Annotated in this window: 20 protein-coding genes; 3 read left to right on the forward strand and 17 right to left on the reverse strand. The window is 71.8% G+C overall.

Features of this window, described 5'->3' with window-relative positions; genetic code table 11:
• Positions 1–65: 65 nt before the first annotated feature.
• The 17 genes from C4V41_RS21015 to mraZ all read right to left on the reverse strand — a co-directional run bounded on the left by C4V41_RS21015 (position 66) and on the right by mraZ (position 19728).
• Complete coding sequence (locus tag C4V41_RS21015) at positions 66–353, reverse strand: YggT family protein (protein WP_103957595.1); 288 nt, start codon at positions 351–353, stop codon at positions 66–68.
• Positions 354–433: 80 nt separating this feature from the next.
• Positions 434–934, reverse strand: coding sequence for a cell division protein SepF (locus tag C4V41_RS21020; RefSeq protein WP_103957596.1), 501 nt, complete (start codon positions 932–934; stop codon positions 434–436).
• Positions 935–1072: 138 nt separating this feature from the next.
• The gene (locus C4V41_RS21025; protein WP_103957597.1) at positions 1073–1765 is read right to left on the reverse strand and encodes a YggS family pyridoxal phosphate-dependent enzyme; all 693 of its coding nucleotides are present in this window, start codon (positions 1763–1765) and stop codon (positions 1073–1075) included.
• A gap of 129 nt (positions 1766–1894) precedes the next feature.
• The gene (gene ftsZ, locus C4V41_RS21030; RefSeq protein WP_103957598.1) at positions 1895–3331 is read right to left on the reverse strand and encodes a cell division protein FtsZ; all 1437 of its coding nucleotides are present in this window, start codon (positions 3329–3331) and stop codon (positions 1895–1897) included.
• Between the two features lie 336 nt (positions 3332–3667).
• Positions 3668–4336, reverse strand: a complete 669-nt coding sequence (locus C4V41_RS21035; RefSeq protein ID WP_103957599.1) for a cell division protein FtsQ/DivIB — start codon at positions 4334–4336, stop codon at positions 3668–3670.
• Positions 4337–4469: 133 nt separating this feature from the next.
• Positions 4470–5867, reverse strand: coding sequence for a UDP-N-acetylmuramate--L-alanine ligase (gene murC / locus C4V41_RS21040; protein ID WP_103957600.1), 1398 nt, complete (start codon positions 5865–5867; stop codon positions 4470–4472).
• Positions 5864–6940, reverse strand: a complete 1077-nt coding sequence (murG, locus tag C4V41_RS21045; RefSeq protein WP_103957601.1) for an undecaprenyldiphospho-muramoylpentapeptide beta-N-acetylglucosaminyltransferase — start codon at positions 6938–6940, stop codon at positions 5864–5866. The genes murC and murG overlap by 4 nt, the downstream gene beginning before the upstream one ends.
• Before the next feature lie 12 nt (positions 6941–6952).
• On the reverse strand, positions 6953–8233 hold the full coding sequence (ftsW, locus tag C4V41_RS21050; protein ID WP_103957602.1) for a putative lipid II flippase FtsW: 1281 nt from the start codon (positions 8231–8233) through the stop codon (positions 6953–6955).
• A complete protein-coding gene (gene murD / locus C4V41_RS21055; RefSeq protein WP_103957603.1) occupies positions 8217–9608 on the reverse strand; it encodes a UDP-N-acetylmuramoyl-L-alanine--D-glutamate ligase in 1392 nt (463 codons plus the stop codon). Before murD ends, ftsW begins: the two co-directional genes overlap by 17 nt.
• Positions 9590–10648: a phospho-N-acetylmuramoyl-pentapeptide-transferase gene (mraY, locus tag C4V41_RS21060; protein WP_103957604.1), complete on the reverse strand. Its 1059-nt coding sequence runs from the start codon at positions 10646–10648 to the stop codon at positions 9590–9592. Before mraY ends, murD begins: the two co-directional genes overlap by 19 nt.
• A complete protein-coding gene (gene murF, locus C4V41_RS65870) occupies positions 10645–12864 on the reverse strand; it encodes a UDP-N-acetylmuramoyl-tripeptide--D-alanyl-D-alanine ligase (protein ID WP_327537462.1) in 2220 nt (739 codons plus the stop codon). The genes mraY and murF overlap by 4 nt, the downstream gene beginning before the upstream one ends.
• Complete coding sequence (locus C4V41_RS21075; RefSeq protein WP_103957605.1) at positions 12864–14393, reverse strand: UDP-N-acetylmuramoyl-L-alanyl-D-glutamate--2,6-diaminopimelate ligase; 1530 nt, start codon at positions 14391–14393, stop codon at positions 12864–12866. Before C4V41_RS21075 ends, murF begins: the two co-directional genes overlap by 1 nt.
• Positions 14394–14433: 40 nt before the next feature.
• Positions 14434–16164, reverse strand: coding sequence for a peptidoglycan D,D-transpeptidase FtsI family protein (locus C4V41_RS21080; RefSeq protein ID WP_456093854.1), 1731 nt, complete (start codon positions 16162–16164; stop codon positions 14434–14436).
• 1241 nt (positions 16165–17405) lie between these two features.
• Positions 17406–18122 (reverse strand): hypothetical protein, encoded by a 717-nt coding sequence (locus tag C4V41_RS21085; protein WP_103957606.1) that lies wholly within the window; start codon positions 18120–18122, stop codon positions 17406–17408.
• Positions 18112–19077 (reverse strand): 16S rRNA (cytosine(1402)-N(4))-methyltransferase RsmH, encoded by a 966-nt coding sequence (gene rsmH, locus C4V41_RS21090; RefSeq protein ID WP_103957607.1) that lies wholly within the window; start codon positions 19075–19077, stop codon positions 18112–18114. The genes C4V41_RS21085 and rsmH overlap by 11 nt, the downstream gene beginning before the upstream one ends.
• Positions 19078–19135: 58 nt before the next feature.
• Positions 19136–19297: a hypothetical protein gene (locus C4V41_RS61940; protein ID WP_160150348.1), complete on the reverse strand. Its 162-nt coding sequence runs from the start codon at positions 19295–19297 to the stop codon at positions 19136–19138.
• Complete coding sequence (mraZ, locus tag C4V41_RS21095) at positions 19297–19728, reverse strand: division/cell wall cluster transcriptional repressor MraZ (protein WP_090930667.1); 432 nt, start codon at positions 19726–19728, stop codon at positions 19297–19299. The genes C4V41_RS61940 and mraZ overlap by 1 nt, the downstream gene beginning before the upstream one ends.
• 398 nt (positions 19729–20126) lie before the next feature.
• Here mraZ and C4V41_RS21100 point away from each other — a divergent pair, with 398 nt between their 5' ends.
• Genes C4V41_RS21100 through C4V41_RS21110 form a run of 3 tightly spaced genes read left to right on the forward strand, consistent with a single transcriptional unit; the run spans position 20127 to position 24873 of the window.
• Entirely contained in the window at positions 20127–21176 is a 1050-nt protein-coding gene (locus tag C4V41_RS21100; protein WP_407670020.1) for an AAA family ATPase, read from the forward strand.
• Entirely contained in the window at positions 21176–22438 is a 1263-nt protein-coding gene (locus C4V41_RS21105) for a DUF58 domain-containing protein (RefSeq protein ID WP_103957609.1), read from the forward strand. The genes C4V41_RS21100 and C4V41_RS21105 overlap by 1 nt, the downstream gene beginning before the upstream one ends.
• Positions 22435–24873, forward strand: coding sequence for a transglutaminase family protein (locus tag C4V41_RS21110; protein ID WP_103957610.1), 2439 nt, complete (start codon positions 22435–22437; stop codon positions 24871–24873). Before C4V41_RS21105 ends, C4V41_RS21110 begins: the two co-directional genes overlap by 4 nt.
• Positions 24874–24936 lie beyond the last annotated feature (63 nt).

Here is a 24936-nt window from a genome sequence, read left to right on the forward strand (position 1 = left end):
CGGTAACCCGAATCACTTCAGCGCGGACACGAGTTGGATCACGACCGGCACGACACCGGCCCCGTTCATCGCAACGCCTGCGCGATCTGGATCAAGATCAGCACGACGATGAAGAGGACGGTGAAGCTTAGGTCAAAGGCCACCGTACCCAACCGGAGCGGGGGAATGAAACGGCGGAGGAACTTGAGTGGTGGGTCGGTTGCGGTGTATGTGGCCTCCGCCAGCACCAGGATGACGCCCGAAGGCCGCCACTGGCGCGCGAACGCCTGAACCATCTCAAAGATCATCCTGCCGATGAGCAGCACCAAATAGAGAGACAGGACAATCACCAAGAGCTGACTGATGATCCCCACGGCCCGGCCGCGCCTCCACTTCCGATGTGCCCTCCCGGTCTCGGCGAGACCTGGTTGGGACCGATAGACATACAGAGACTCTAACTCTGGTTGAAGAACCCGCGTTCCGCGATTCGGGCCTTGTCCTCAGCGGTCACCTCGACATTGGCAGGGGACAACAGGAACACCTTGTTGGTAACACGTTCGATGCTGCCGTGTAGGCCAAAGACCAGACCTGCCGCGAAATCGACCAGCCGCTTCGCGTCGCTGTCAACCATCTCGGTCAGGTTCATGATGACCGGGGTGCCGTCCCTGAAGTGCTCTCCGATGGTACGAGCCTCGTTGTACGTCCGAGGGTGGAGGGTCGTGATGCGGGCCAGATCGGTCGTGCGGCGCTCCAGGATCGTCGTGGCGGGCCTGGGCGCGGGCACGCCCGCCTCACCCTCGTCGTCGCGGTCCTGGACCGCTACGGGCCGCTCCTCGCCGGTGCGCTGCACCTCGTCCTCGTAGGCGTACTCGTCCGTGTAGGTCTCGTACCTCTCGTAGCGGTCGTCCTCCACGAGACCGAGGTAGACCGCCATCTTGCGCATCGCGCCGGCCATCGCTCCGTCGTCCTCCTGATCATGGTCGCACTCGCTCGGGCCCGTCGCCGTGTCCGAGGCGGCAGCCGTACCCCCTTGGAGCTCACCGCTGATCGACCTTCACTTGGTCGTGAGCCTGAAGACCCACTTGAGGGGACATTACCTGACGAAGGGCTTGCGACGACCGAGCAACGCCGTACCGATCCGCACGTGTGTCGCGCCGTACGCGACGGCCTCGTTGAGGTCCTCGCTCATGCCCGCGGAAATCATCGTGGCGCGGGGGTGCTGCTCCTGGACGAGCAGCGCCAGATCGCGGAGACGGGCGAACGCGGCGGCCGGATCCTCGCCCAGCGGCGCCACCGCCATCACCCCGCCCAGCCACACGCCCTCGGTGAGCGCCACCTCGTCGGCCAGCTCCAGCAGCTCGCCGGCGCGGGCGCCGCCCCTGGCGGGGTCGTCGTCGAGGGCCACCTGCAGCAGGCAGCCGACCTTCCTGCCCTGCCGCACCGCCTCCTTGCTGATCGCCTCCAGCAGCCTGAGGCGGTCGACGGAGTGGATCACATCGGCGTACGCGACCACGGACCGGACCTTGTTGGTCTGCAGTTGCCCGACGAAGTGCCAGGTCAGCGGCAGATCGGCGAGCTCGTGGGCCTTGGCCGCGGCCTCCTGGTCGCGGTTCTCGCCGACGTCGCGCACGCCCAGCTCGCACAGGATCCGCACGTCTTCCGCGGGCCTGGTCTTGGTGACGGCGATCAGCGTGACCTCACCCCGGTCGCGCCCCACCGCGTGGCAGGCCCGCGCGATGCGCTCGTCCACCTCGGCGAGGCCCGCCGCGATCTCGTCCTTCCTCACGTCTCTCTCCCCCTCACTCCCGGCCTCCTCCACCCCCTGCCGCCCCGCTGTCACGCCGCTGCGGCGGCGGCTCCGGCACACGACGGCGCCGCTCCCGTGTCGCTGCGGGGAGCGGCGTCAGGCGGACGGCTACTTGAGGAAGTCGGGAACGTCGAGTTCCTCTTCCTGCTCCTCGAAGATCACACGAGGACGTTTGGCGGGTTCCGACATGCGGGAAGTGATGGGCGTGGGCGGGTTGGCGGGCTCGGGCGCGGGCCGGGGAATCGAGACGGGGCCGGACGGCTCGTCGGCGACGGACTCGCCGGCGTCCCGCTCGGCGGCCTGTACGGGCTCCACCGGCCGCACCGGCTCAGGACGGGGTTCGGGGCGCGGCTCGGGCCGGAACTCGGCGCGCGGCTCGGAACGGGGCTCAGGACGGAAGTCGGAGCGCGGCTCGGACCGGAAGTCCCCCCGAGGCTCCGAACGCACCTCAGCGCGCGGCTCAGGGCGCAGCGCGGGCGGCTCCGACTTGACGCTGGGCGAGGACACGCTCGGCCGGGCAGGCGACGACACGGGCGGCGCCGGCGGCTGGGCGGCGGGCCGGGCCGCAGGGCGCGGCACCGGTTTCTCCGCGGGGCCCGGCACGTCGTCGAAGCCCGCCGCGATCACGGTCACCCGCACCTCGTCGCCGAGCGCGTCGTCGATGACCGTGCCGAAGATGATGTTGGCGTCGGGCGCGGCGGCCATCGACACGAGCTGGGCCGCCTCGTTGATCTCGAACAGGCCGAGGTCGGAGCCGCCCGCGATGGACAGCAGCACGCCGTGGGCGCCGTCGATGCTGGCCTCCAGCAGCGGGCTGGAGACGGCCATCTCGGCCGCCGCCACCGAACGGTCGTCGCCGCGGGCGTGGCCGATGCCCATGAGGGCCGAGCCGGCACCCGACATGACCGACTTGACGTCGGCGAAGTCGAGGTTGATCAGTCCGGGGGTGGTGATGAGGTCGGTGATGCCCTGCACACCCGACAGCAGCACCTGGTCGGCCGCCTTGAACGCGTCGAGCACGCTCACCTGCCGGTCGGAGATCGACAGCAGCCGGTCGTTGGGGATCACGATGAGGGTGTCGACCTCGTCGCGCAGCGTCTCGATGCCGGCCTCGGCCTGTGAGGCCCTGCGCCGGCCTTCGAAGCTGAACGGCCTGGTCACGACACCGATGGTGAGCGCGCCGAGGGATCTGGCGATGTTGGCCACGACCGGCGCGCCACCGGTGCCCGTGCCGCCACCCTCGCCCGCCGTGACGAAGACCATGTCGGCCCCCTTGAGGACCTCCTCGATCTCCTCACGATGGTCTTCGGCCGCCTTGCGGCCGACATCCGGGTTGGCGCCCGCGCCCAGTCCGCGCGTGAGCTCGCGGCCCACGTCGAGTTTCACATCGGCGTCACTCATCAGCAGCGCCTGGGCGTCGGTGTTTATGGCGATGAACTCGACGCCCTTGAGTCCCTCTTCGATCATCCGGTTGACGGCGTTGACTCCGCCGCCGCCGATGCCGACGACCTTGATGACCGCGAGGTAGTTCTGCGGTGCTGCCACGACGAGGGGCCTTTCCGCTCGTTGACTTGCCATTTCGGTGCGGATGGTTTCCGCTTTTTCTCAGTTCGGGTAACTCTCAACCTCAGGTTGAGATTTAGATTTATGTCAACCTGAGGATTGATACGGACAGTAGGAGTTACGCTCCAGGCGGGTCAACTAACCGCGCCGCAAGCACGTCCGGCGTGTCGCGGGCTGTCCGTTTCGCTCCGCAGTCGCGCCTGGTCGCGGCCCTCCACTGCCGAAAGTCCGGCTTACAGGCTCTCACGCCGCGACCCCCACCTCGCACAGGCTCGGCGATGCTCTTGCCCCGTGGTTGCCAGACCCTGACGATCACGATCACTTCAGGGTCACCACGTCGGGTGAGCTGACGTCGTACAGGGTGACCGCTCTTTCGCGTTTGAGCAGCGACGTGAGGATCTGCGCCTTCTCCTGCGGCCGGTCGACGCCACCCCAGATGACGGTACGGCCGTCTGACAGCTCCAGCGTCACGCCTTCGGCCGTGCCCGCGCGCACCCGCCTGACCTTGCCCGCCACCTCGGCCGGAACCGCCTTGATGACCTGCAGCGCCGCCATCATGGCGGGATCGCCCTCGACGGGGCGGTCGATCTGGAGCAGGGGCAGCATGGGCGGCGCGGCGGCTCTGAGTTCGATCACCACGCCGCGCTCGTCGACGATCGCCACCTTGTCACCCACCGGGAAGGCGGCGACCGGCTCGCGCTCGACCACCTCGATCTTGAGCGTGCCCGGCCAGATCCGGTCCACCTTGGCGGTGGCGAGCCGTCTGATGCCGAGCACGCGGGTCTGGACGTCGGCGAGGTTGACGGTGGCGAGAGGGTGCAGGTCCGCCACCCCGGCCTGCTGCTCGATCTGCTCGCTCGGCACTGTGAGATTTCCCACGATCTCGATCGAGCGCACGCCGAGGACGGGCGAGAAGAACACCAGCCACGCGGCCGAACCCACCACCCCGGCCGTCAGCAGCACCAGGAACGCCGTGCGCGCCTTCATCGCCCTCCCACCACGCGGCCCACCATGTGACCCACCATGTGACCCACCATGCGGCTCATGTAGGCACCGAACCTACGCCGACGCACGACGCAACACCCGCGCGCCACGCCCAAACGCCCCGCGCGCGGGGGCCTCAGGCGAGGCGGGCGACGATCTGGGGGCCGAGCTCGGTGACGTCGCCCGCGCCCATGGTGAGCACGATGTCGCCGGGCCGGGCGCGCGCGGCCACCATGGCCGGCACCGCGGCCCGGTCGGGCGCGTACGCGACCCGCTCGGGCGGCAGCGGCACCCGCCCGGCCACCATCGCGCCGGACACCCCCGGCTCCGGATCCTCGCGGGCCCCGTAGACGTCGAGCACGATGGCCTCGTCGGCCAGCCCGAGCGCCGTGCCGAACTCGTCGGCGAAGAACCGGGTGCGCGAGTAGAGGTGCGGCTGGAAGATCGCGATGACCCGCCCGCTGCCGGAGTAGGAGGCCACCACGTCGCGCGCGGCCCGCAGGTCGGCGGCCAGCTCGGTCGGGTGGTGGGCGTAGCTGTCGAACACCGCGATGCCGCCCGCCTCGCCCTTGGCCTCGAAGCGCCGCTTGGCCCCGACGAAGGCCCCCAGGCCCTGCCTGATCTCCTCGAACGGCAGCCCCAGCTCATCGGCCACGGCGATGGCCGCGGCGGCGTTGAGCGCGTTGTGCGCCCCGGGAACGGCCAGCCTGACCTCACCCCTGCCCTCGATCTCGAACACCGTGCCGAAGCCGTCGGGCCTGACGCCGGTCACGCGGTAGTCGTCGCCGCTCAGGCCGTAGGTCCTGACCCGCAGCCCACGCTCGCGCGCCCGGCGCGCCACCTCGGCCGAGCCGGGGTCGTCGGCGCACGCGATGAGCAGCGAGCCGATCCGGTCGGCGAACCTGGCGAAGCTGTCGTGCACCGCCCGCGGGTCGCCATAGTTGTCGAGGTGGTCGGCCTCGACGTTGGTGACCACGGCGATGTCGGGCGCGAGCATGAGGAAGGAGCCGTCGCTCTCGTCGGCCTCGGCCACGAACACGCCGCCCTGCCCGTCGTCGGCGCCGAGCCCGGTGGTGACGAGCTGGCCGCCCACGCAGTAGGACGGGTCGGTGCCGCACTTCTGCAGCGCCACCGTCAGCATCGAGGTGGTGGTGGTCTTGCCGTGCGTGCCCGCGATGGCCACGGCGGTGCGCCCGGCCATCACCGAGGCCAGCGCGGCGGCCCGCGGAATGATGCGCAGCCCCTGCTTGAGCGCCTCGCCGAGCTCCGGATTGGAGTCGCGGATGGCGGTCGAGACGACCACGGTGTCGACGTCTCTGATGTGGGAGGCGGCATGGCCGATGTGCACGGTGGCGCCCAGCTCGCGCAGCTCGGTGATCATTTCCGAACTGCGCGCGTCACTGCCCGACACCCGCACGCCGCGCTTGAGAAGAATGCGGGCGATGCCCGACATTCCGGCGCCGCCGATGCCGATGAAGTGCACCCGCCCCAACTCTTCAACGGTGACGGGATCGACCAGCTTCACGAGACTCATCGGGCTATCTCCAACACTTTCCTGGCAAGCATGATATCGGCGTCCTTCCTTCCCAGTCTGGAGGCGGCCTCCGACATGGCGGCGACCCGCTCGGGGTCGTGAAGGATGGGCAGCACGTTGTGGATGATCCATTCGGGTGAGAGCTCGGTGTCGTCGACCATGAGGCCGCCGTAGCCGCGCGCGATGCGCTCGGCGTTGATGCGCTGCTCGCCGTTGCCGTGCGGCAGCGGCACGTAGGCCGCCGGCAGCCCGACCGCGGTCAGCTCGGCGCAGGTCAGCGCGCCGCTGCGGCAGAGCGCCAGGTCCGCGGCCGCGTAGGCGAGGTCCATGCGGTCGACGTAGGGCAGCAGCACGTATTGCGGGTCGCCCGGCGGGGGCTCGCGGTCGACGGTGTTGTTCGGGCCGAGGACGTGCAGCACCTGTACGCCGGCCCGGCGCAGCATCGGCGCGGCGGCCAGCGCGGCCTGGTTGATCGACCTGGACCCCTGCGAGCCGCCGAACACCAGCAGCGTCGGCCGGTCGTTCTCCAGCCCGAACCAGGAGCGCGCCTTGTCGCCCATGGACAGCCGGTCGAGCGTGACGATCTCGCGGCGCAGCGGCGTGCCGATGAACTCGGCCTTCGGCAGCGCGCCGTCGGGGAAGCCGCTGAACACGTGCTCGGTCAGCCGGGCGCCGAGCCGGTTGGCCAGCCCGGGCCGCGGGTTGGCCTCGTGGACGACGATCGGCACGCCGCGCCGCTTGGCCGCCAGATAGGCCGGGGTCGCCACGTAACCGCCGAAACCGACCAGCACGTCGGCCTTGACCCGGTCGATGACGGCCGCCACGGCGTTGATCGCCCCGGCCAGTCGCCCCGGCACCGTCAGCAGGCTCGGCGTGATCGATCTGGGCAGCGGCACGGCGGGCACCAGCTCCAGCTCGTAGCCCCTGGCGGGCACGAGCCGCGACTCCAAGCCGCGCTCGGTGCCCACGCAGGTGATGCCGACGCCGCGGTCTAGGTGCCGCAGCGCGTCCGCAAGGGCGAGCGCGGGCTCGATGTGCCCGGCCGTCCCCCCACCGGCGAGGACCACCCTCATCTCGGTCACTCCCTAACGTGTCGCTCGGCCTTTGGTCGTACCGCCCAGGCCAAGCCAGCTTAGGCCCCGGGCGGCCGGTCCGGGGCCACGAGCCGCCAAGGCCTCACGCGCACCTGGCTCGCGCTTGGCGAACGACAGCAGCATGCCGAGCGCGGCGAGCGTGGGCAGCAGCGAGGAGCCGCCGTACGAGACCAGGGGCAGCGGGATGCCGGTGATGGGCAGCACGCCCAGCACGGCCCCCATGTTGACGGTCGCCTGCCCGACGATCCAGGCCACCATGGCGGCCGCCGCCAGCCTGGTGAAGGCGTCGTTGACGCGTACGGCCACGCGCAGCCCCGCGTACCCGAGCAGCCCGAACAGCGCCACCACCATCAGCGTGCCCATCAGCCCGAGCTCCTCACCGAGAATGGCGAAGATGAAGTCGCTCTCACCGTGCGGCAGCCAGCTCCACTTCTGCCTGCTGCTGCCCAGCCCGAGCCCGAACCAGCCGCCGGAGCCCATCGCGATCTGCCCCTGCACCGCCTGGTAGCCCGCGCCCTGCGCGTCGGCCCAGGGGTTGAGGAAGGCGCCGATGCGCGCCATCCGGTACGGCTCCACCTTGATCATGATGACCGCCGCCAGCACCGCCAGCGACAGGATGCCGCCGAACAGCTTGATCGGCGCCCCCACCACCCACAGCAGCGCCAGGAAGATCATGAAGAGCACCAGCGTGGTGCCCAGGTCGCGGCCGAGCATGACCATGACGGCCAGGATCGCGGTGCCGGGCATCAGCGGGATCAGCATCTGCCGCCACTCGATGCGGCCCTGCCTGGCCCGCCTGGCCAGCAGGTCGGCCCCCCACAGCGCGAGCCCGAGCTTGGCCGGCTCGGACGGCTGGATGGTGAACGGGCCGAGATAGATCCACCGCTGCGCGCCCAGCTCGGACGAGCCGATGAACAGCACCATGACCAGCGCGATGATCGACAGCGCCATCATCGGGTAGCCGGCCCAGCGGAAGAACTTGACCGGCAGGCGCGAGCAGGCGTACATCACCGGCACGCCGATCGCCGCCGACAACGACTGCTTGATGAACCACGAGAACGGGCTGCCGGTCTTCTGCAGCGCCTCGACGCTGGAGGCCGACAGCACCATCATGAGGCCGAGCGCCAGCAGCAGCGCGGTGCACATGATGATCAGGTAATAGGTGGTCAGCGGCTTTTCGAGCAGTTCCTTCAGCGTGCCGAGCTGCTCCTTGGCCCAGCCCTGGGGATTCTGCGGGGCCGGCCGTACCCGTTCCTCAGCGCTCGTGCTCACGTCGCGCCCTCAGCTCGCGTACGGCGCGCGCGAAGGCCTCCCCCCGCGCCGGATAGTTGGCGAACATGTCCAGGGAGGCCCCCGCCGGGGAGAGCAGCACGGTGTCCCCTGGCGAGGCCAGCCGGGCGGCTTCGGTGACGACTCTTTCCATCGCACCAGTGTCCCGATCGGCGATGTCCACGACGGGGACATTCGGCGCGTGTCGCGCGATGGCTTCGGCGATCCGGGCGCGATCGGCGCCGAGCAGGACAGCGCCGCGCAGTCTCGGGGCCGCCTGACGCACCAGGTCGTCGACGTCCGCGCCCTTGAGCTGGCCGCCCGCCACCCAGACGACCGACGCGTACGACGCCAGCGCCGCGGCGGCGGCGTGCGGGTTGGTCGCCTTGGAGTCGTCGATGTAGTCGACCTCGCCGATCCGGTCCACGTGGGCCAGCCGGTGCGGGTCGGGCACGAAGTCGCGCAGCCCCTGGCGTACGGCCTCCGACGGCACGCCGAGCGAGCGGGCCAGGGCGGCGGCGGCCAGCGCGTTGGCCACGTTGTGGGGCGCGAACGGCCGGATGTCCTCCAGCGTCGCCAGCTCTTCGGCCGCCTCGGCCGGGTCGTCCACGAACGCCCGGTCGACCAGCAGGTCCTCGACCACGCCGAGCTCGCCCCGCTTGGGCACCCGCAGCGTGAAGCCGACCGCGCCGGGATAGGGCGCGGCCAGCCGGGTGGCCTCGGGGTCGTCGGCGTTGAAGATCACCGTGCCGGCGCGCTCGTAGATGCGGCCCTTGGCGGCGGCGTACTCCTCCATGGACCCGTGCCAGTCTAGGTGGTCGGGCGCCACGTTGAGGATGGCCGCGGCGTGCGGGGCCAGGGTGCCGGACCAGTGCAACTGGAAGCTGGACAGCTCGACGGCCAGCGCGTCGTACGGCTCCGCGACCGCCCGCACCACCGGCACGCCCACGTTCCCCACGGCCAGGGCCTTGTGCCCGGCGGCCAGCAGGATCGAGGTGAGCATGCGCACGGCGGTGGTCTTGCCGTTGGTGCCGGTCAGCGCCAGCCACGGGGCCGCCTGCGCGGGACGCAGCCGCCAGGCCAGCTCCACCTCGCCGACGACCTCGACCCCGGCCGCCAGCGCGGCGGCGATCAGCGGGTGATGCGGCGCCCAGCCGGTGGTGACCAGCCTGGTCGTGCCCTCGGGCAGCGCCATCTCACCGAAGCGCGTCTCGACGCCGGCCTCGGCCAGCCCGGCCGCGGCGGCGAGCTGCCGCTCGCCCGCCACCGACTCCACGACCACGACGCGCTCGCCGCGCCCGGCCAGCACCCTGGCCACGGCGGTGCCGGACACGCCGAGCCCGGCGACACAGGTCAGGCTCACGGCTTGGGCATCCATTCGACGTAGAACAGCCCGAGCCCGAGCGCCGCGCAGAGCATCGCGACCAGCCAGAACCTGACCACGATCGTGGTCTCCGCCCACCCCTTCAGCTCGAAGTGGTGCTGCAGCGGCGCCATCCTGAACACGCGTTTGCCGGTCATCTTGAAGAACCCGACCTGGATGATCACCGACAGCGTGATGATCACGCACAGGCCGGCCAGGATGATCAGCAGGAGCTGCGTACGCGTGGCGATGGCCAGACCGGCCAGCACGCCGCCCAGGGCCAGCGAGCCGGTGTCGCCCATGAAGATGCGGGCGGGCGGGGCGTTCCACCACAGGAACCCGATCAGCGCGCCCAGCACGGCGGCGGCCACGACGGCGAGGTCGAGCGGGTCACGTACCCAGTAGCAGTTGGGGCCGAGCTGGTCGATGCAGTTGTTGCGGAGCTGCCAGTTGCCGATCAGCACGTACGCGCCCAGCACGACCCCGGTCGCGCCGCTGGCCAGGCCGTCGAGACCGTCGGTGAGGTTCACCGCGTTGGAGAACCCGACGATCATGATGAGCACCCAGATGGTGAACCCGACGATGCCGATCGACCAGTCGAAGTCCCGCAGGAACGAGATGCGGGTCTCGGCGGGGGTGATGCCGTAGACGTTCGGCTCGCGTACCACCAGGAACGCGAAGACCGCGCCGATGACGAGCTGGCCGAGCGCCTTGGCGCCACTGCGGAGGCCGAGGCTGCGCTGCTTGTAGATCTTGATGAAGTCGTCGAGGAACCCGACCGCGCCGAGCCCCGTCATCAGGAACAGCACCAGCATGCCCGAGACGGTCGGGGGCGCGAGCGTGGCCAGGTGCGAGGCCCCGTAGGCGAGCAGCGCGGCCAGCACGATCACGGTGCCGCCCATGGTGGGGGTGCCGCGCTTGCCGTGGTGGGCCTGTACGCCCTCCTCGCGGATCTGCTGGCCGTAGCCGCGCCGCGAGAACAGCCTGATCGCCAGCGGGGTGCCCAGCATCGAAAGGATCAGGCCCACCGCGCCGGCGATGATGATGTCGGTCACTGGGCCGTACCTCCGAGCAGGAGCTCGGCCGTCCGCTCCAGGCCCATGGCTCTGGGGCCCTTGATCAGCACGGCGTCACCGGCCCGCAACCACCCGGCCAGCTCCGCCGCGGCCGCCTCGGCGTCCGGCACATGGACGATCCGCGTCTGCTGCGCGTAAGGCCCCGCCACGGGCGCTCCACCCATCCCGGGCCCCGGAGGCCCGCCCACAGGAGGCGGCCCCATCGCCGGCCCGCCCATCGGAGGCCCACCCACCGGAGGCTGTCCCATCGGAGGGCCGCCCGCCTGAGGCACGCCCATCGGCGGCTGCCCCATCGGAGGGCCACCGGCCTGAGGCACGCCCATCGGAGGCCCGCCCATCGGGGGTCCGTCGGAGATCGGTCCTTGCCATCCGGGCACCGGCGCGCCCGGCCCGTGTCCTGCCGCGTGCCACTGCTGCCCGGCGTCCGGTGCCTCGGCGCCCTCGTCGGGGCCGTGCCAGCCCTGCCCGGGTCCATGCCACTGCTCAGGTCCCGCCGCGGGCCACTCCTGTACGACTCCACCGGCGTCCGGCCCGTGCCAGCCCTGCCCGGGAGCGCCCGGAGGCACCGCGTCCGGCCCGTGCCATCCGGGCTGGGGCGTGCCGTACTCCGGCGCGGGGCCGTGCCAGCCCTGGGGGGCGCCCGGGTGCGGCCCAGGGGCCGGAGGTCCGCCCGGCAGAGGCGCGGGCCCAGCGGGCGCCTGAGGCCCCGGAACCGGCCCACCCGGCGCGTGCTGAGCGCCTTCCGGCGCGAAACCCTCAGGACCGGCACCCGTCTGGGGGCCACTCTGCCGGGGGCCGCCGAAGTGGGGACCGCCTGTCTGGGGGCCCTCCGGCTGGGGGCCGCCGAAGTGAGGACCACCCGTCTGAGGATCTTCGGGCTGAGAGCCGGCGAAGTGAGGACCGTCCGGCTGGGGGCCGCCTGGCTGAGGGCCGGCCGGCTGGGAAGCGGCCGCGTAGGCCGCCTGGGCGGCCTCGTGGGCGCCCTCCAGGACCGGGCCCGCGTCCGGCCCGGCCACGATCAGGCCCGCCAGACCGGCCCCGCCCGCCAGGCGGCCGAGGTCGGCGTTGAGTGCGGGCCCTTCCTCGCCCAGCTCCCGCAGCGCCGCGATGACCGCGAACCGCCGCCGCCCCTTCCCCAGCACGTCGAACATCTCGAACGCGGCCCGCATCGAGTCCGGATTGGCGTTGTAGGCGTCGTTGACGACCGTCACCCCGTCGGCCCGGTCGGTGACCTCCATCCGCCACCGGCTGCGCGCCGTCGCCTCCGACAGCTCCTCGGCGATCGTCGCCACCGGCAGGCCCAGCTCGTAGCCCGCGGCCGCGGCGGCCAGCGCGTTCTCGACGGCGTGCCCCCCGTACAGCTTCAGCGACACGTGCGCCGCCCCCGACGGGGTGCGCAGCGTGAAGGAGGCCCGCCCGCGCGCGTCCATCACGACGTCCTCGGCCCTGATCGCCGCCGACTCGCCGCGCCCGAAGTACGTGACGCGCGCGTCGGTACGGGAGGCCATCCCCCGCACCAGCGGATCGTCGGCGTTGAGCACGGCCACGCCGGACCGGGGCAGCGACTCCACCAGCTCGCCCTTGGCCTTGGCGATGGCCTCCTTGCCGCCGAACACGCCGAGGTGCGCGGTGCCGACGTTGAGCACCACGCCGATCTGCGGCGGCGCGATGCGGGTCAGGTCCTTGATGTGGCCGATGTTGCGCGCGGCCAGCTCCAGCACCATGAACCGGGTGTCGAGGTCGGCGCGCAGCACGGTCAGCGGATGGCCGAGCTCGTTGTTGAAGCTGCCCACGGGGGCGATCGTGGACCCGATCCGCCCGGTCAGCCGCGCCAGCAGGTCCTTGGTGCCGGTCTTGCCGGCCGAGCCGGTCACGCCGATCACGGTGACCTTGGACAGCGTCCTGGTCTGGGCGGCCGCCAGCTCGGCCAGCGCGGCGGCGGCGTCGGGCACGATGATCGCGGGCGCTTCGACGGGCCTGGTGGCCAGCACGGCGACGGCTCCGGCCCGGATGGCCTGCGCGGCGTAGTCGTGACCGTCGACCCGCGCACCCTTGAAGGCGACGAACAGGGATCCCGGTTCAACGGCCCGCGAGTCGATCACGACGGGCCCGCGCACCACCGCGCGGGGATCGGCCATGCCCGACAGGGCGCCCGAGGTTATCTCGGCGATCCTGGCCAGAGGCAACGGGATCATTAGTGCTTCCTGCTTTCCTTGCGTGCGTCGATCGCTTCGGCGACCACTTCGCGGTCGTCGAAGGGGATCACCTCGCCTGAAACGTACTGGCCCTGCTCGTGACCCTTGCCGGCCACGACGATCACGTCGCCGCGCCCGGCCCGGGCGATCGCCAGGCCGATGGCGGCCGCGCGGTCGGGCTCAATGATCACATGAGCGCGGTCCTGCCGCGGAACGCGGAGCGCCCCTTCCATCATCGTCGCGAGGATGGCCAGCGGATCCTCCGAGCGGGGATTGTCGCTCGTGAAAATAGCCACATCCGCCAGCTCAGCGGAGATTTCGCCCATGATAGGTCGTTTGCCCATGTCGCGGTCGCCGCCGCAGCCGAGCACGATGGTCAGCGTGCCCGCCGTGACGGTACGCAGCGAGCGCAGCACCGACTCGACCGCGCCCGGCTTGTGCGAGTAGTCGACGACCGCCTGGAACTCGTCGCCGGCGTCGGTGACACGCTGCATCCTGCCGGGCACCCCGGTCAGCGTGCCGACGCCGTGTACGGCGGTCTGCAGCGGCACGCCGGCCTCGACCAGGGTCACGATGGCCCCGAGCGCGTTGGCGACGTTGAACGGCCCCGGCAGCGAGATCTGCGCGTCGGCCTCGACCCCGCCGGGACCGACCACCCTGAACGCGCTGCCGTCGGCCCCGAGCCGGGCGTCCAGCGCCTGCCACCCGGCCTCCGGGTCGCCCTGCGCCGAGAACGTGGTCATCGGCACCTTCGCCAGGCCGAGCAGCTCACGCCCGTAACGGTCGTCGAGGTTGGTGACCCCCGCGCGGCTCAGCTCCGGCTGGAACAGCTTCGCCTTGGTCGCGAAGTAGTCGTCGAAGTCCTTGTGGAAGTCGAGGTGGTCCTGCGACAGGTTCGTGAACAGGGCCACGTCGTAGAAGACGCCGTCGACGCGGCCGAGCGCGAGCGCGTGGCTGGAGACCTCCATGGCCGCCGCGCTGACACCCTCTTCGCGCATCAGGGCGAACAGCGCGTGCAGGTCGCACGCCTCGGGCGTGGTGAGGGTGGGCTCGAAGCGCAGGTCACCGGCGCGGATCTCGACGCCGCCCACCAGGCCCGCCCGATGGCCGGCGGCCCGCAGGCCCGCCTCGACCATGAACGTGGTGGTGGACTTGCCGCTGGTGCCGGTGACGCCGAGGACCTGGATGTCGTGGGCCGGTTGCCCGTACACCCAGGAGGAGATCTGCCCGAGCAGGGCGCGCGGATCGGGCACGATCAGCACGGGCAGCCCGGTGGCGACGGCCGCGTCGCGACCGGCGCGGTCGGTGAGCACGGCCACGGCTCCGCCGGCCATCGCGGCGGCGGCGAACGTGGCGCCGTGGACGCGGTTGCCGGGCAGCGCGACGTACAGATCGCCGCGTCTGACGTTGCGGGAGTCGATCGTGACGCCGGTCAGGGCGGCATGGGGCGACCGCGACGTGCCGGAATCGGCGTCGAGCATGGTCGCGAGCCCGGTCAGCGGGCGAGGCGGGCTGGTCGTGGGACGCATAGACGACGGGGGACGCACGGCGAGAGCGTACCTTCCCTGGTCACTGTCCCGCGCGCATCCGCACCTGCGGCGCGGCGGAGCCTGTGGGAGGAATCTTCCTGCTCTTGATGGCGAACGTCATCACATCCTTGAAAACGGGGGCCGCCAGCTGCCCGCCGAAGTGGCCGTTCTTGGGCTTCTGCAGCACCGAGAGCACCACCAGCCGGGGCTGGTCGGCCGGCGCGAACCCGACGAAGGAGGCAGTGTAGCCCTCGTAGCGGCCGAGCTCGGCATCGTAACGGTTGGCCGTGCCCGTCTTGCCCGCCACCCGGTAGCCGGGAATGGCGGCGAGCTGGCCCGTGCCCTCCACGCCCACGGCGCTTTCGAGCATCGTGGCGATCTCCTTGGCCGTGGTCTCGCTCACCACTTTGGTCCGCTTGCCCGCGGCGGCGGGGACGTAACGGCCCGAAGTGTCCGTGGTGCCCGCGACGATCTGCGGCTCGATCTTCACGCCGCCGTTGGCGATGGTCTGGTAGACGCTGGCCATCTGCAGCGCCGTCACCGACACGCCCTGCCCGTACGCGACCGTGCAGTTCTGGCTGCCCGACCACTTCTTGTAGTCGGGCAGCAGGCCCGCCTCGGCGCCGGGCACGCCGCCGCCGGGCGCCGAGCCGAAGCCGAACGCCTTGAGCATCGTGTGGAGCCGCTGGCTGCCGATCTCGCGGGCCGCCATGACCGTGGCCACGTTGCTGGACTGCGCCATGGCCTGCCGGAACGTCATCGACTCCACCTTGTGCGCGTGGGCGTCGCGCAGCACCTGGTCGGCGCACCTGATGTTGTCGGGCACCTGGTAGACCGTGTCGGGCGTCACCGCCTTGGCCTCCAGCGCGGCGGCGGCGGTGATCACCTTGTTGGTGCTGCCCGGTTCGAACACGTCCGCGGCGGCCTTGTTCACGTAGCTCGCCGCCGGGGCCCTGCGCCAGTCGTTGAGGTTGAGCTCGGGCGCGTTGGCCATGGCCACGACCTGCGCGGTCTGCACGTCCATGACGATCACGGTGCCGCTTTCGGCCCCGGACTTCCGCACCTGCTCGGCGATCGACCTCTGCGCGGCCCACTGGATGTCGCGGTCGATGGTCAGCCGCACGTCCTGGCCGTTGACGGGCTCGGTGCGCTGGCTGCTCGTCATCGGGATCTGCTGGCCGTCGCGGCCCGTCTCGACGCGCTGCTTGCCGTCACGGCCGGCCAGGAGCGTGTTCTTGGCCTGTTCCATGCCGCCCAGGCCGTTGCCCTCGTCACCGACGAACCCGATGAGGCTGCCCGCCAGGTCGCCCGCCGGGTAGAGCCTGCGGTAGGTCTTCTTGGTCGACAGCGCGGGCACGCCGGCCTGCAGCAGCCGGGTCGCGACGACGGGATCGACGTCTCTGGCCAGGAGCTGGTAGCGGGTGCGGTCCTTGGCCAGCTTGGCGGCCATCTCCTGCTCGCTCTTGCCGAGCTGGCGGCCCAGGATCGCGGCGATCTTCTGGCGTACGGCGGCGGGCACCTTGCTGGGGTCGATCGCCACCTCACGCGCCTCGACGGTGACGGCCAGCTCGTGACCGTTGACGTCGGTGATCGAGCCGCGCTGGGCGGGGATCTCCTCGATCTGGGTACGCTGGTTCGCGGCGGCGGTCTCGTAGACCTTGGTGTCGAGGCCCTGCATCTGGATCAGCCGGCCGGCGAAGATCGACAGCACGAACGTCATGCCGATCAGGCCGATGTTGATGCGCCTGCGCGGGCTGCCCAGCCGGAGCACCAGCGGCGGCCTGGGCGGACGCGGCGGCGCGGGCGGCCGGCGCGGCCCCCTCGGCGGCGGCACATCGCCACCGCGCCGCGGCACCACCCGCTCCCGGCCCGGCTCCTGCCTGGACCCTCCGGCGGGCGGCCTGGAGTTGCCCCCCTGCGCCCGCCGCCCTTCCTCCTGCCGACTCCGGCGCCGCGAGTCCTCGCTGTCCGGACGGGTGCCGTCACGGCCCTGCCGACGCGAGTCCCCGGCATCCGGGCGCGTTCCATCACGGCCTCTGCGCCGCGCCTCCTCGGCATCGGGGCGCGCTCCCTCGCGACTCCCGCGCCGCGCGTCGTCACCGTCGGGCCGGGCGTCGGGCCGGGTGCCGTCACGGCCCCTGCGCCGCGCGTCCTCGCCGTCCGGGCGTGCTCCGTCGCGGCTCTGCCGGCGCGACTCCCCGGCGTCCGGGCGGAGGCCGTCGCGGCGGGCCCGGGGGCCGCGGGGACCGGCGGCGTCGGGGTGCTCGCCGCGCCCGCGTTCGTCGCGTCCCTGCACGCGCCCTCTGAGCCGGTCCGCGGCCCCACGGCCGCGCGCGGAATCGCCCGCGTCGCGTCCTCTCGGGCGATCACCGTCGTCGCGGCCGCCGCGCCCTCTGGGGCCGTCGTCCGCGTCCTGGGAACGCCTGCGGGCGTCGTCACGCGAGCGACCGGCAGGCCCGTCGTCGCGCGAACGGGCCGAGGATCCGCCGTCGCGCGAGCGGCCGGTGGGCCCGCCGTCACGGGATCGGCCGGAGGCTTCGCCATCACGCGAACGACCAGAGCCGTCACGCGAACGACCGGAGCCGTCACGCGAACGACCGGAGCCGTCACGTGAACGACCGGAGTCGTCACGTGAACCGCCGGAGCCGTCGCGGGCCCGGCCGGGAGATTCGCCGTCGCGCGAACGGCCGTCGCGGGGCCGGGCGCGGTCGCCGTCGTCCTGGCGCGGGCGGTCGCCATCGCGCCGGGAGCGGCCGCCAGGCTCCTGCGGCGGCCGTTCCTTGGCGGTGTCGTCGCGCCCGAACGGCAGGTCGAGGGGGTCGGACGGCGGCCGGCGCGGCGGATTCTCCGGCGACGCCGGGCGGCCCGCCCCCTCAGAACGGGCAGAGCCACCACCTTGGCGCCCTGCCCGTCCCGGTCCGCCCGGCGTACGACGAGCGGCGCCGGGCCCTCCTTGAGAGCCGGCGCCGCCAGCGCCGCGGCCGGGACCCTGTCCCCTGCCGCCTGAGTCCCTCACCGTTCCCTGTCCGCCTGGCTCGTCTGCTCACCGGTGCTGCTGTAGCCGTTGACGTTCTTCCAGTCGGGGTGCTGGCCCTGCTTCTCGGCCCGCTCGGCGATGACGTTGGGCTGCGTCTTGCGCTGGTATTCCTGCTCGATCTGCTCGTTCTCCTGGCGCGCGACCTCGATCTCCTTGCGCAGGCCCGCGTCGGTGATGGCGTCGCGGGCGAGCATGGTGTTGAGGAGCAGCAGGCTCACCAGCCCGCCACCGAGCAGCCCGACGACGAGCAGCACGAACGGCGCCCGCTGCCGGTTCGCCGACCGGCTCCCGGATCTGCGCCGCGGCACGCGAAGGCCGGAGCCGGTCTCCGCGCGCATGCGCCCGCGCACGGGTCCGCGCCTGCCGGGAGCCTCGGGACGTACCCGCTCACCGACCGACGCCTTGCCCGCCGTCTCGCCACGCTCACGCACACCGGCCGCGGAACGCGCGCCGGGCTCGGAACGCATGCCGGCCGTGGAACGCACGCCGGGCTCGGAACGCACGCCTTCGGCACGCTCGCGCACGCCGGCCTTGCCACCGGCTTCGGCGCGCGCGCCGGCCGGCGTCCTGCCGGGCTCGGCGCGCTCGTCGGGACGGGGACGCGGCTTGGACTGCCCCGAGCGGCGCGTGCTCGTCTTGGGCACGGCGCGGCGGACGGGCGTGCCCCGGCCGGTCTCCTGCTCAGTCGTCAACACGGATCCTCTCTGCCGCCCGTAGCCGGGCCGAGGCCGCCCGCGGGTTACGGGCGAGCTCTTCTTCGCTGGGGAGCTCCGCTCCCCTCGTCAGCAGGCGGAACCTCGGCTGGTGAGCCGGTAGCGGGACGGGCAGCCCGGGGGGGCTGGTGTCCTTGGTTCGCGCCGTGAGGGCCTGCTTGGTGAGCCGGTCCTCGAGTGAGTGGTAGGAGAGCACGGCGACGCGCCCGCCCAGCGCCAGCGCGTCGAGTGCCGCGGGAAGCGCCGCCTCCAGGGCGGACAGCTCCGCGTTCACCTCGATGCGCAGCGCCTGGAAAGTCCTCTTGGCGGGGTTGCCCCCGGTGCGCCTGGTGGCGGCGGGGATGGCCTCGCGCACGATGTCCGCTAGCCGCCTAGTCGAGGTTATTGCCTCTTTAGCCCGTTCTTTAGTGATCAGGCCGGCGACACGCGGGGCGAATCTCTCCTCGCCGTAGTCGCGCAGGATGCGCGTCAGCTCACCGGCGGAGTAGGTGTTGACCACCTGCTCGGCCGTCAGCTCCTGCGAGGTGTCCATCCGCATGTCGAGGGGCGCGTCGTAGGAATAGGCGAACCCGCGCTCCGCCTCGTCGAGCTGCGGCGAGGAGACGCCCAGGTCGAACAGCGCCCCGTTGATCACGGGACGACCGGCCTCGGCCAGCACCTCGTCCAGCTCCGAGGAGGAGGCGTGGACGAGGGTGGTCCTGTCGGAGTATGGGCTCAGCCTGCGGGTCGAGTGCTCGATCGCGAAAGGGTCGCGGTCGATGCCGATCAGATGCAGCGCCGGGTAGGTGGCGAGCAGGGCCTCCGAGTGGCCACCGAGGCCGAGGTTGGCGTCGACGACGACGGGTGCGGGCCCCGACAGCGCGGGACCGAGCAGCTCCAGAACGCGCTCGAGCATCACCGGAACGTGACCGCCCGTGCCGACGTTGTCGCCCATCTCCAACCCCCCTCTCGCGTCCTGCTCGCGGATGACGCGTTTTCCGATCGATCGCCGGTCATTCCTGGGTCCCCACCCGGCGCCGCCCGGCCAGGTCCCCATCCGCACCCTCTTCGTGGACGCCTGCCATCTGACACCGGGGAAGGTGCATCAGCTGCAGACAGTGGTTGCGGGTGGAGACCTCGCCGAACGACATCACCGACGGATCGACCGTGGTCACTACAAGATCCCTGGCAGCACCTCCTCCGACAGATCGGCGAACGCCTGCTCCTGCGCGCTGAGATAGGTGTCCCAGGCCTGTGCGTCCCAGATCTCCAGCCGGGTGTTGGCCCCGATGACGACGCAGTCACGTTCCAGCCCCGCGTATTGGCGAAGGCTCTGCGGGATCGTGATGCGCCCTTGTTTGTCTGGTTTCTCGTCGGACGCGCTGGCGAAGAAGACGCGGCTGTAGTCACGCACCGCCTTGGCGGTGACCGGGGCGGTGCTGAGAGCCTCGGTAATGCGCTGGAACTCCTCCACGGGAAAGACGTAGAGGCATCGCTCCTGGCCTTTGGTGATCACAAGACCCTCCGCCAGCTCCTCACGGTACTTAGCCGGCAGGAACAGCCGTCCCTTGTCGTCCAGACGCGGTTGATGGGTGCCGAGGAACATCGGCCCCACCTCCCGTGCCTCGTGGAGCGCTCAGCGCTGGTGCACCGGGCCCTCCACTGCGCACCACCATACTCCACTTCTCCCCACCGTCAACTGATTCGAACCGTCTTCATCATCGGTTTCCGTTGCGTTACCGCAGGTCAGAGCGATGGAGCGGAGTGGAGGGCGGTGAGCGCCCGCTCAACCCTCATGGGCGTGTCGAGGGTTGGAAAGGCCGTGGAAATAAGGGCTGCGGCGGTTCGGGGCGCTCGGCGTGGAGGAAAGTGGAGCGGATCGCGGGCCCCGGGTGTCACCGGATTCGCACCGCTATGTGACAAGAACAGGAACATGACCAGGGTTCCCTGGAATATCCACAAATGTCGCCCGAGAACCCACAGCGTCGTAGGGTCGTACAGACAATGGAAAAGGAATGGCATGGCTCCCGCAATGGCACCGTACGGGACGGCCGTCGCACTTCTCATGGAGGCCTGGTGGCAGTAACCCATGACGTCCCTCCCCAGCTCGACGAGCTGGTCTCCACCGCACACCGGATTCGGCAGGCCATCGAGTCGGTGATCGAGGGCAAGAGCGACGCCGTCCGGCTGACGCTGACCGTCCTGCTCGCCGAGGGCCACCTCCTGATCGAGGACGTGCCCGGGGTCGGCAAGACGATGCTGGCCAAGGCACTCGCCCGCTCGATCGACTGTCCCGTCCGGCGGGTGCAGTTCACCCCCGACCTGCTGCCCAGCGACATCACCGGGGTGAGCGCGTACAACCAGCAGACCCGGGAGTTCGAGTTCAAGCCCGGGCCGGTGTTCGCCAACATCGTGGTGGGCGACGAGATCAACCGTGCCTCCCCCAAGACGCAGTCCGCGCTGCTGGAGTGCATGGAGGAGCACCAGGTGACGGTGGACGGGAGGACGTACCAGCTCGACGCCCCGTTCATGGTGATCGCGACGCAGAACCCCATCGAGATGGAGGGCACCTATCCCCTTCCCGAGGCGCAGCGCGACCGTTTCACCGCGCGCGTCGCGATGGGCTATCCGGAGCCGACCGCCGAGCTGGAGATGCTCGACGTGCACGGGGGGACCTCGCCGCTCGACAAGCTCGAGCCGGTGGCGACGACCGCGGAGGTGCGCGCCCTGATCGAGGCCGTACGCGGCGTGTACGTCTCCCAGCCGGTCAAGAAGTACGCCATCGACCTCGTCGTGGCCACCCGGCACTCCCCCGACCTGCGGCTGGGCGCCTCTCCGAGGTCCACGCTGCAGCTCGTACGGGCGGCCAGGGCGCACGCGGCGCTGTCGGGGCGCGACTACGTCATCCCCGACGACCTGCAGGACCTGGCCATCCCCGTGCTGGCGCACCGGCTGCTGCCCAGCGTCGAGGCCCAGGGGCAGCGCCGCCTGCCCGAGCAGGTGGTGACCGATCTGATCAGGCGCGTGCCGGTGCCGGACACGCGGGGCGGCTGATGAGAGCCGGGTTGCAGGCGCTGACCTCCAGAGGCAGGTCGTTCCTGGCCTCGGGGATCGCCGCGCTGCTGATGGCCGTCATCCTGGGCGAGAACGACCTGTTCAGGATCGGCGTCCTGGTGACGGCGCTGCCGCTGCTGGCGGCGATGGTGGTGGCGCGGACCCGCTACCGGCTGAGCTGCGCCAGGCGACTGGACCCGCCGCGGGCCGAGGTGGGCGGCGAGGCCACCGTGACCCTGCGCCTGGAGAACGTCACCCGGCTGCCGACCGGCCTGCTGCTCATCGAGGACACCGTTCCCTACGCGCTGGGCGTACGGCCGAGGTTCGTGCTGGACCGGGTCGAGTCGCGGGGCGTGCGGGAGATCGACTACCGGGTGCGCTCCGATCTGCGCGGCCGGTACACGATCGGGCCGCTGTCCATCCGCATCGCCGACCCGTTCGGGCTGGTCGAGCTGACGCGCGCGTTCACGATCAGCGACACGCTGGTGGTGACGCCGCACGTGGCGGCGCTGCCGCACGTACGGCTGTCGGGTGAGTGGACGGGGGGCGGCGACAGCCGTACGAGGAGTGTGGCGGCGGCCGGCGACGACGACGTGGCGCCGCGCGAATACCGGCAGGGCGACGACCTGCGCCGGGTGCACTGGCGCTCGACGGCCCGCCACGGCGAGCTGATGGTGCGCCGCGAGGAGCAGCAGTGGCAGAGCCGCGGCGCGCTCCTGCTGGACACCCGCAGGCACGCCCACCGCGGCGAGGGGCCGCGCTCGTCGTTCGAGGTGGCCGTCTCGGCCGCGGCCTCGATCGGCGTGCACCTCGCCCATGAGGGCCTCGGCCTGCGGCTGGTGACCGACCAGGGCGCCGAGCACCTGACGGACACCGGCCTGAGCTACTCGCTGCTCGACACCCTCGCCGTGGTACGGCACAGCCCAGCCCGATCCCTGGAGATGGGCGTCTCAGCCCTGCGCCAGGGCGGTGGCGACGGGCTGATCGTGGCCGTGCTCGGCGCGCTCGACGGAGAGGAGGCGAGGGAACTGGCCCGGCTGAGGCACAGTGGCATCACCGGCGTGGCGGTCCTGCTCGACGTGAGCACATGGGACGGCGGCGACCGGACCGCGAAGGAGAGCCACGAGGCCGCGCAGACCGTCCTGACCGGCTACGGCTGGCGCATCGTCCAACTGCCCGCCGGCACCTCGATCGCCTCCGTCTGGCAGGACGCGGCCAGCCGCGGCCGGTACGCGGTCAACCCCGCGGGAGGTGCGGCATGAGACTGACGATCGCCTCCGGAGTGGCCGCGTTCACCGCGGCCATCCTGCTCTATCCCCTCTTCCAGGGCGGCGGCTGGCTCTGGACCTCGCTCGGCGCCGTGCTCGCCGTGATGGCCGCGGGCCTGCTGAGCAGCCGCCTGTCGCTGCCCGCGTGGGCGGCGCCGCTGGTGGCGGTGGCCGCGACGTGGATCTACCTGACCGTGGCCTTCGCCGCCGACAAGGCGTGGGTGCTGCTGGTGCCGACGAAGGCGTCGGTGGTCGAGCTGGCCCGGCTGGTGGGCGTCGGCTGGGCCGACATCCAGCGCTTCGCCGCCCCCGTGCCGGAGACCGAGGGCATCACGATGCTGACGGCCGGCGGCGTGGCGCTCATCGCGATCGCCGTCGACCTGCTGGCCGCGCGCGTACGGCGGGCGGCGCTGGCCGGGCTGCCGCTGCTGGCGCTGGCCACGGTCCCGGCGACGATCCTGAGCGACCCGATCAGCTGGCCCGCGTTCATCGTGGCCGCGCTCGGCTTCGTCAGCCTGCTCATCGCCGACGGCCGCGAGCGGGTGGGCCACTGGGGCCGGGCGGTGCTGGTACGGCGTACCCGCGCCGCCACGTCACCGCCCCCGGACGGCCCGCGCGCCGCGGCGGACACGAGCGGCCTGCGGCTGTCGGGCAAGCGCATCGGGTTCGCCGCGATCGTGCTGGCCGTGCTGGTGCCGGCGGCGCTGCCGGCGATGGAGCCGGTGTCGTTCTTCACGTTCGGCGTGGGCGGCAGGGGCTCGGGTCCTGGCAACTCGATCAGCATCCCGAACCCGATCGCCAACCTGAAGGGCCAGCTCGAACTGCCGGAGCGGCGGGTGGTCCTGTCCTACACCAACAACGACGACCAGCCCCGGTACCTGCGGATCTACGCGCTGGACACGTTCGACGGCCAGCAGTTCGGCATGACGCAGCCGAAGGGGGCGCCGCAGAACAGGACGGAGAACGGCCCGCTGCCCGCGCCGCCCGGGCTCGGGACCGACGCGAAGACCACCAACGTGGTCACGAAGATCCAGATCAGCGAGGAGATCGCGCAGCTGAAGTTCCTGCCGCTGCCGTACCCGCCCCGGCAGGTCCGGGTGGACGGCGACTGGCGCGCGGACGTGGACACGCTGATGGTCTTCTCCACCCGCGAGGAGGCCGCCGGCCTCGAGTACGAGGTCGCCACGAGCGAGCCCGCGGCCACTCCCGACCTGCTCGACTCCCTCAGCGGGGAGCGGCCGGGGACGGACCCGCGTTTCCTGCGGCTGCCGGACAACCTGCCGCCCGAGATCGCCGAGCTGGCCACCTCGCTGACGGCGAACGCCTCGACGGACTACGAGGCGGCGGTGCGGCTGCAGCAGTTCTTCACCAAGGACGGCGGCTTCGTCTACAGCCTGCGCACGCAGGGGCACGGCAACTCGGCGCTGCGCGACTTCCTGCTGCGTGACAGGACGGGCTACTGCGAGCAGTTCGCCGCGTCGATGGCGGTGCTGGCCAGGCTGGTCGGCATCCCGTCGCGGGTGGCGATCGGCTACACCGGCGGTACGAAGATCGGCGAGCAGTGGCAGGTGGGCACGAACGACTCCCACTCCTGGCCGGAGCTGTACTTCGAGGGCGTGGGCTGGCTGCCGTTCGAGCCGACCCCGGCGGGTGCGGCCGGTCAGGGCAGCGCGCGTGTGCCCGAGTACACGCAGCCCAGGCCGGAGGCGACGGCGACGTCGTCCACCGCGCCGACGCCGGGGGCGAGCAGCTCCTCCGCCGACGAGGCGCAGGACCCGTCGGCCCGGCGCAACCCGCGCGAGGTGGACCGGGAGGGCACGGTCGCGACCAGCGGCCTGCCGCCGGACGACTCCACGCCGCTGATCGTCCAGATCGGCATCGGGGCCGCGGCGCTGCTGCTGCTCCTGCTGGTTCCGGCCGGGATGCGGCTGATCTCCAGGAACCGGCGCGTACGGAGCCTGGGCTGGAAGGTGTCGGAGCCCGCCGACGAGCTGACCGCCGCGATGGTGTCGGGTCCCTCGGGAGGTCATCCCGCCGTGGCGGCCGTGTGGGCGGAGCTCGACGACGTCCTGTACGACTACGGCATGGCCCGCCACACCAGCGAGACCCCGCGGGCGCTGGCCCGGCGGCTGATCCAGCAGTACGAGTTCGACGCGGAGTCGGCGGCGGCCATCACCGCCATCGCCTCGGCGGTGGAGCGGGTGCTGTTCGCCAAGAACGCCGGCCGGATCGAGCCCATGAGAAAGGACCTGCGCACGGTGCGGCAGGCCCTGGGCGCCACGGTGCCGCGCGGGCGGCGGATACGGGCGGTGCTGCTGCCCCCGTCGACGCTACGGCGACTGCGCGGGTTCGGCGAGCGCCTGCTCGACGGGTTCGACCTGCTGGAGAACATCCGGTTGCGGCGGACGGCGGCCCAGAAGGGCTCCTGACCGGCCGACCGAGCGTGCGGCCGTCCCCTGGCGGGGGCGGCCGCACGCTTTTCCGGCTGCTTT

The sequence above is a fragment of the Nonomuraea solani genome (genome assembly GCF_900108335.1).
Taxonomy (GTDB): Bacteria; Actinomycetota; Actinomycetes; order Streptosporangiales; family Streptosporangiaceae; genus Nonomuraea; species Nonomuraea solani.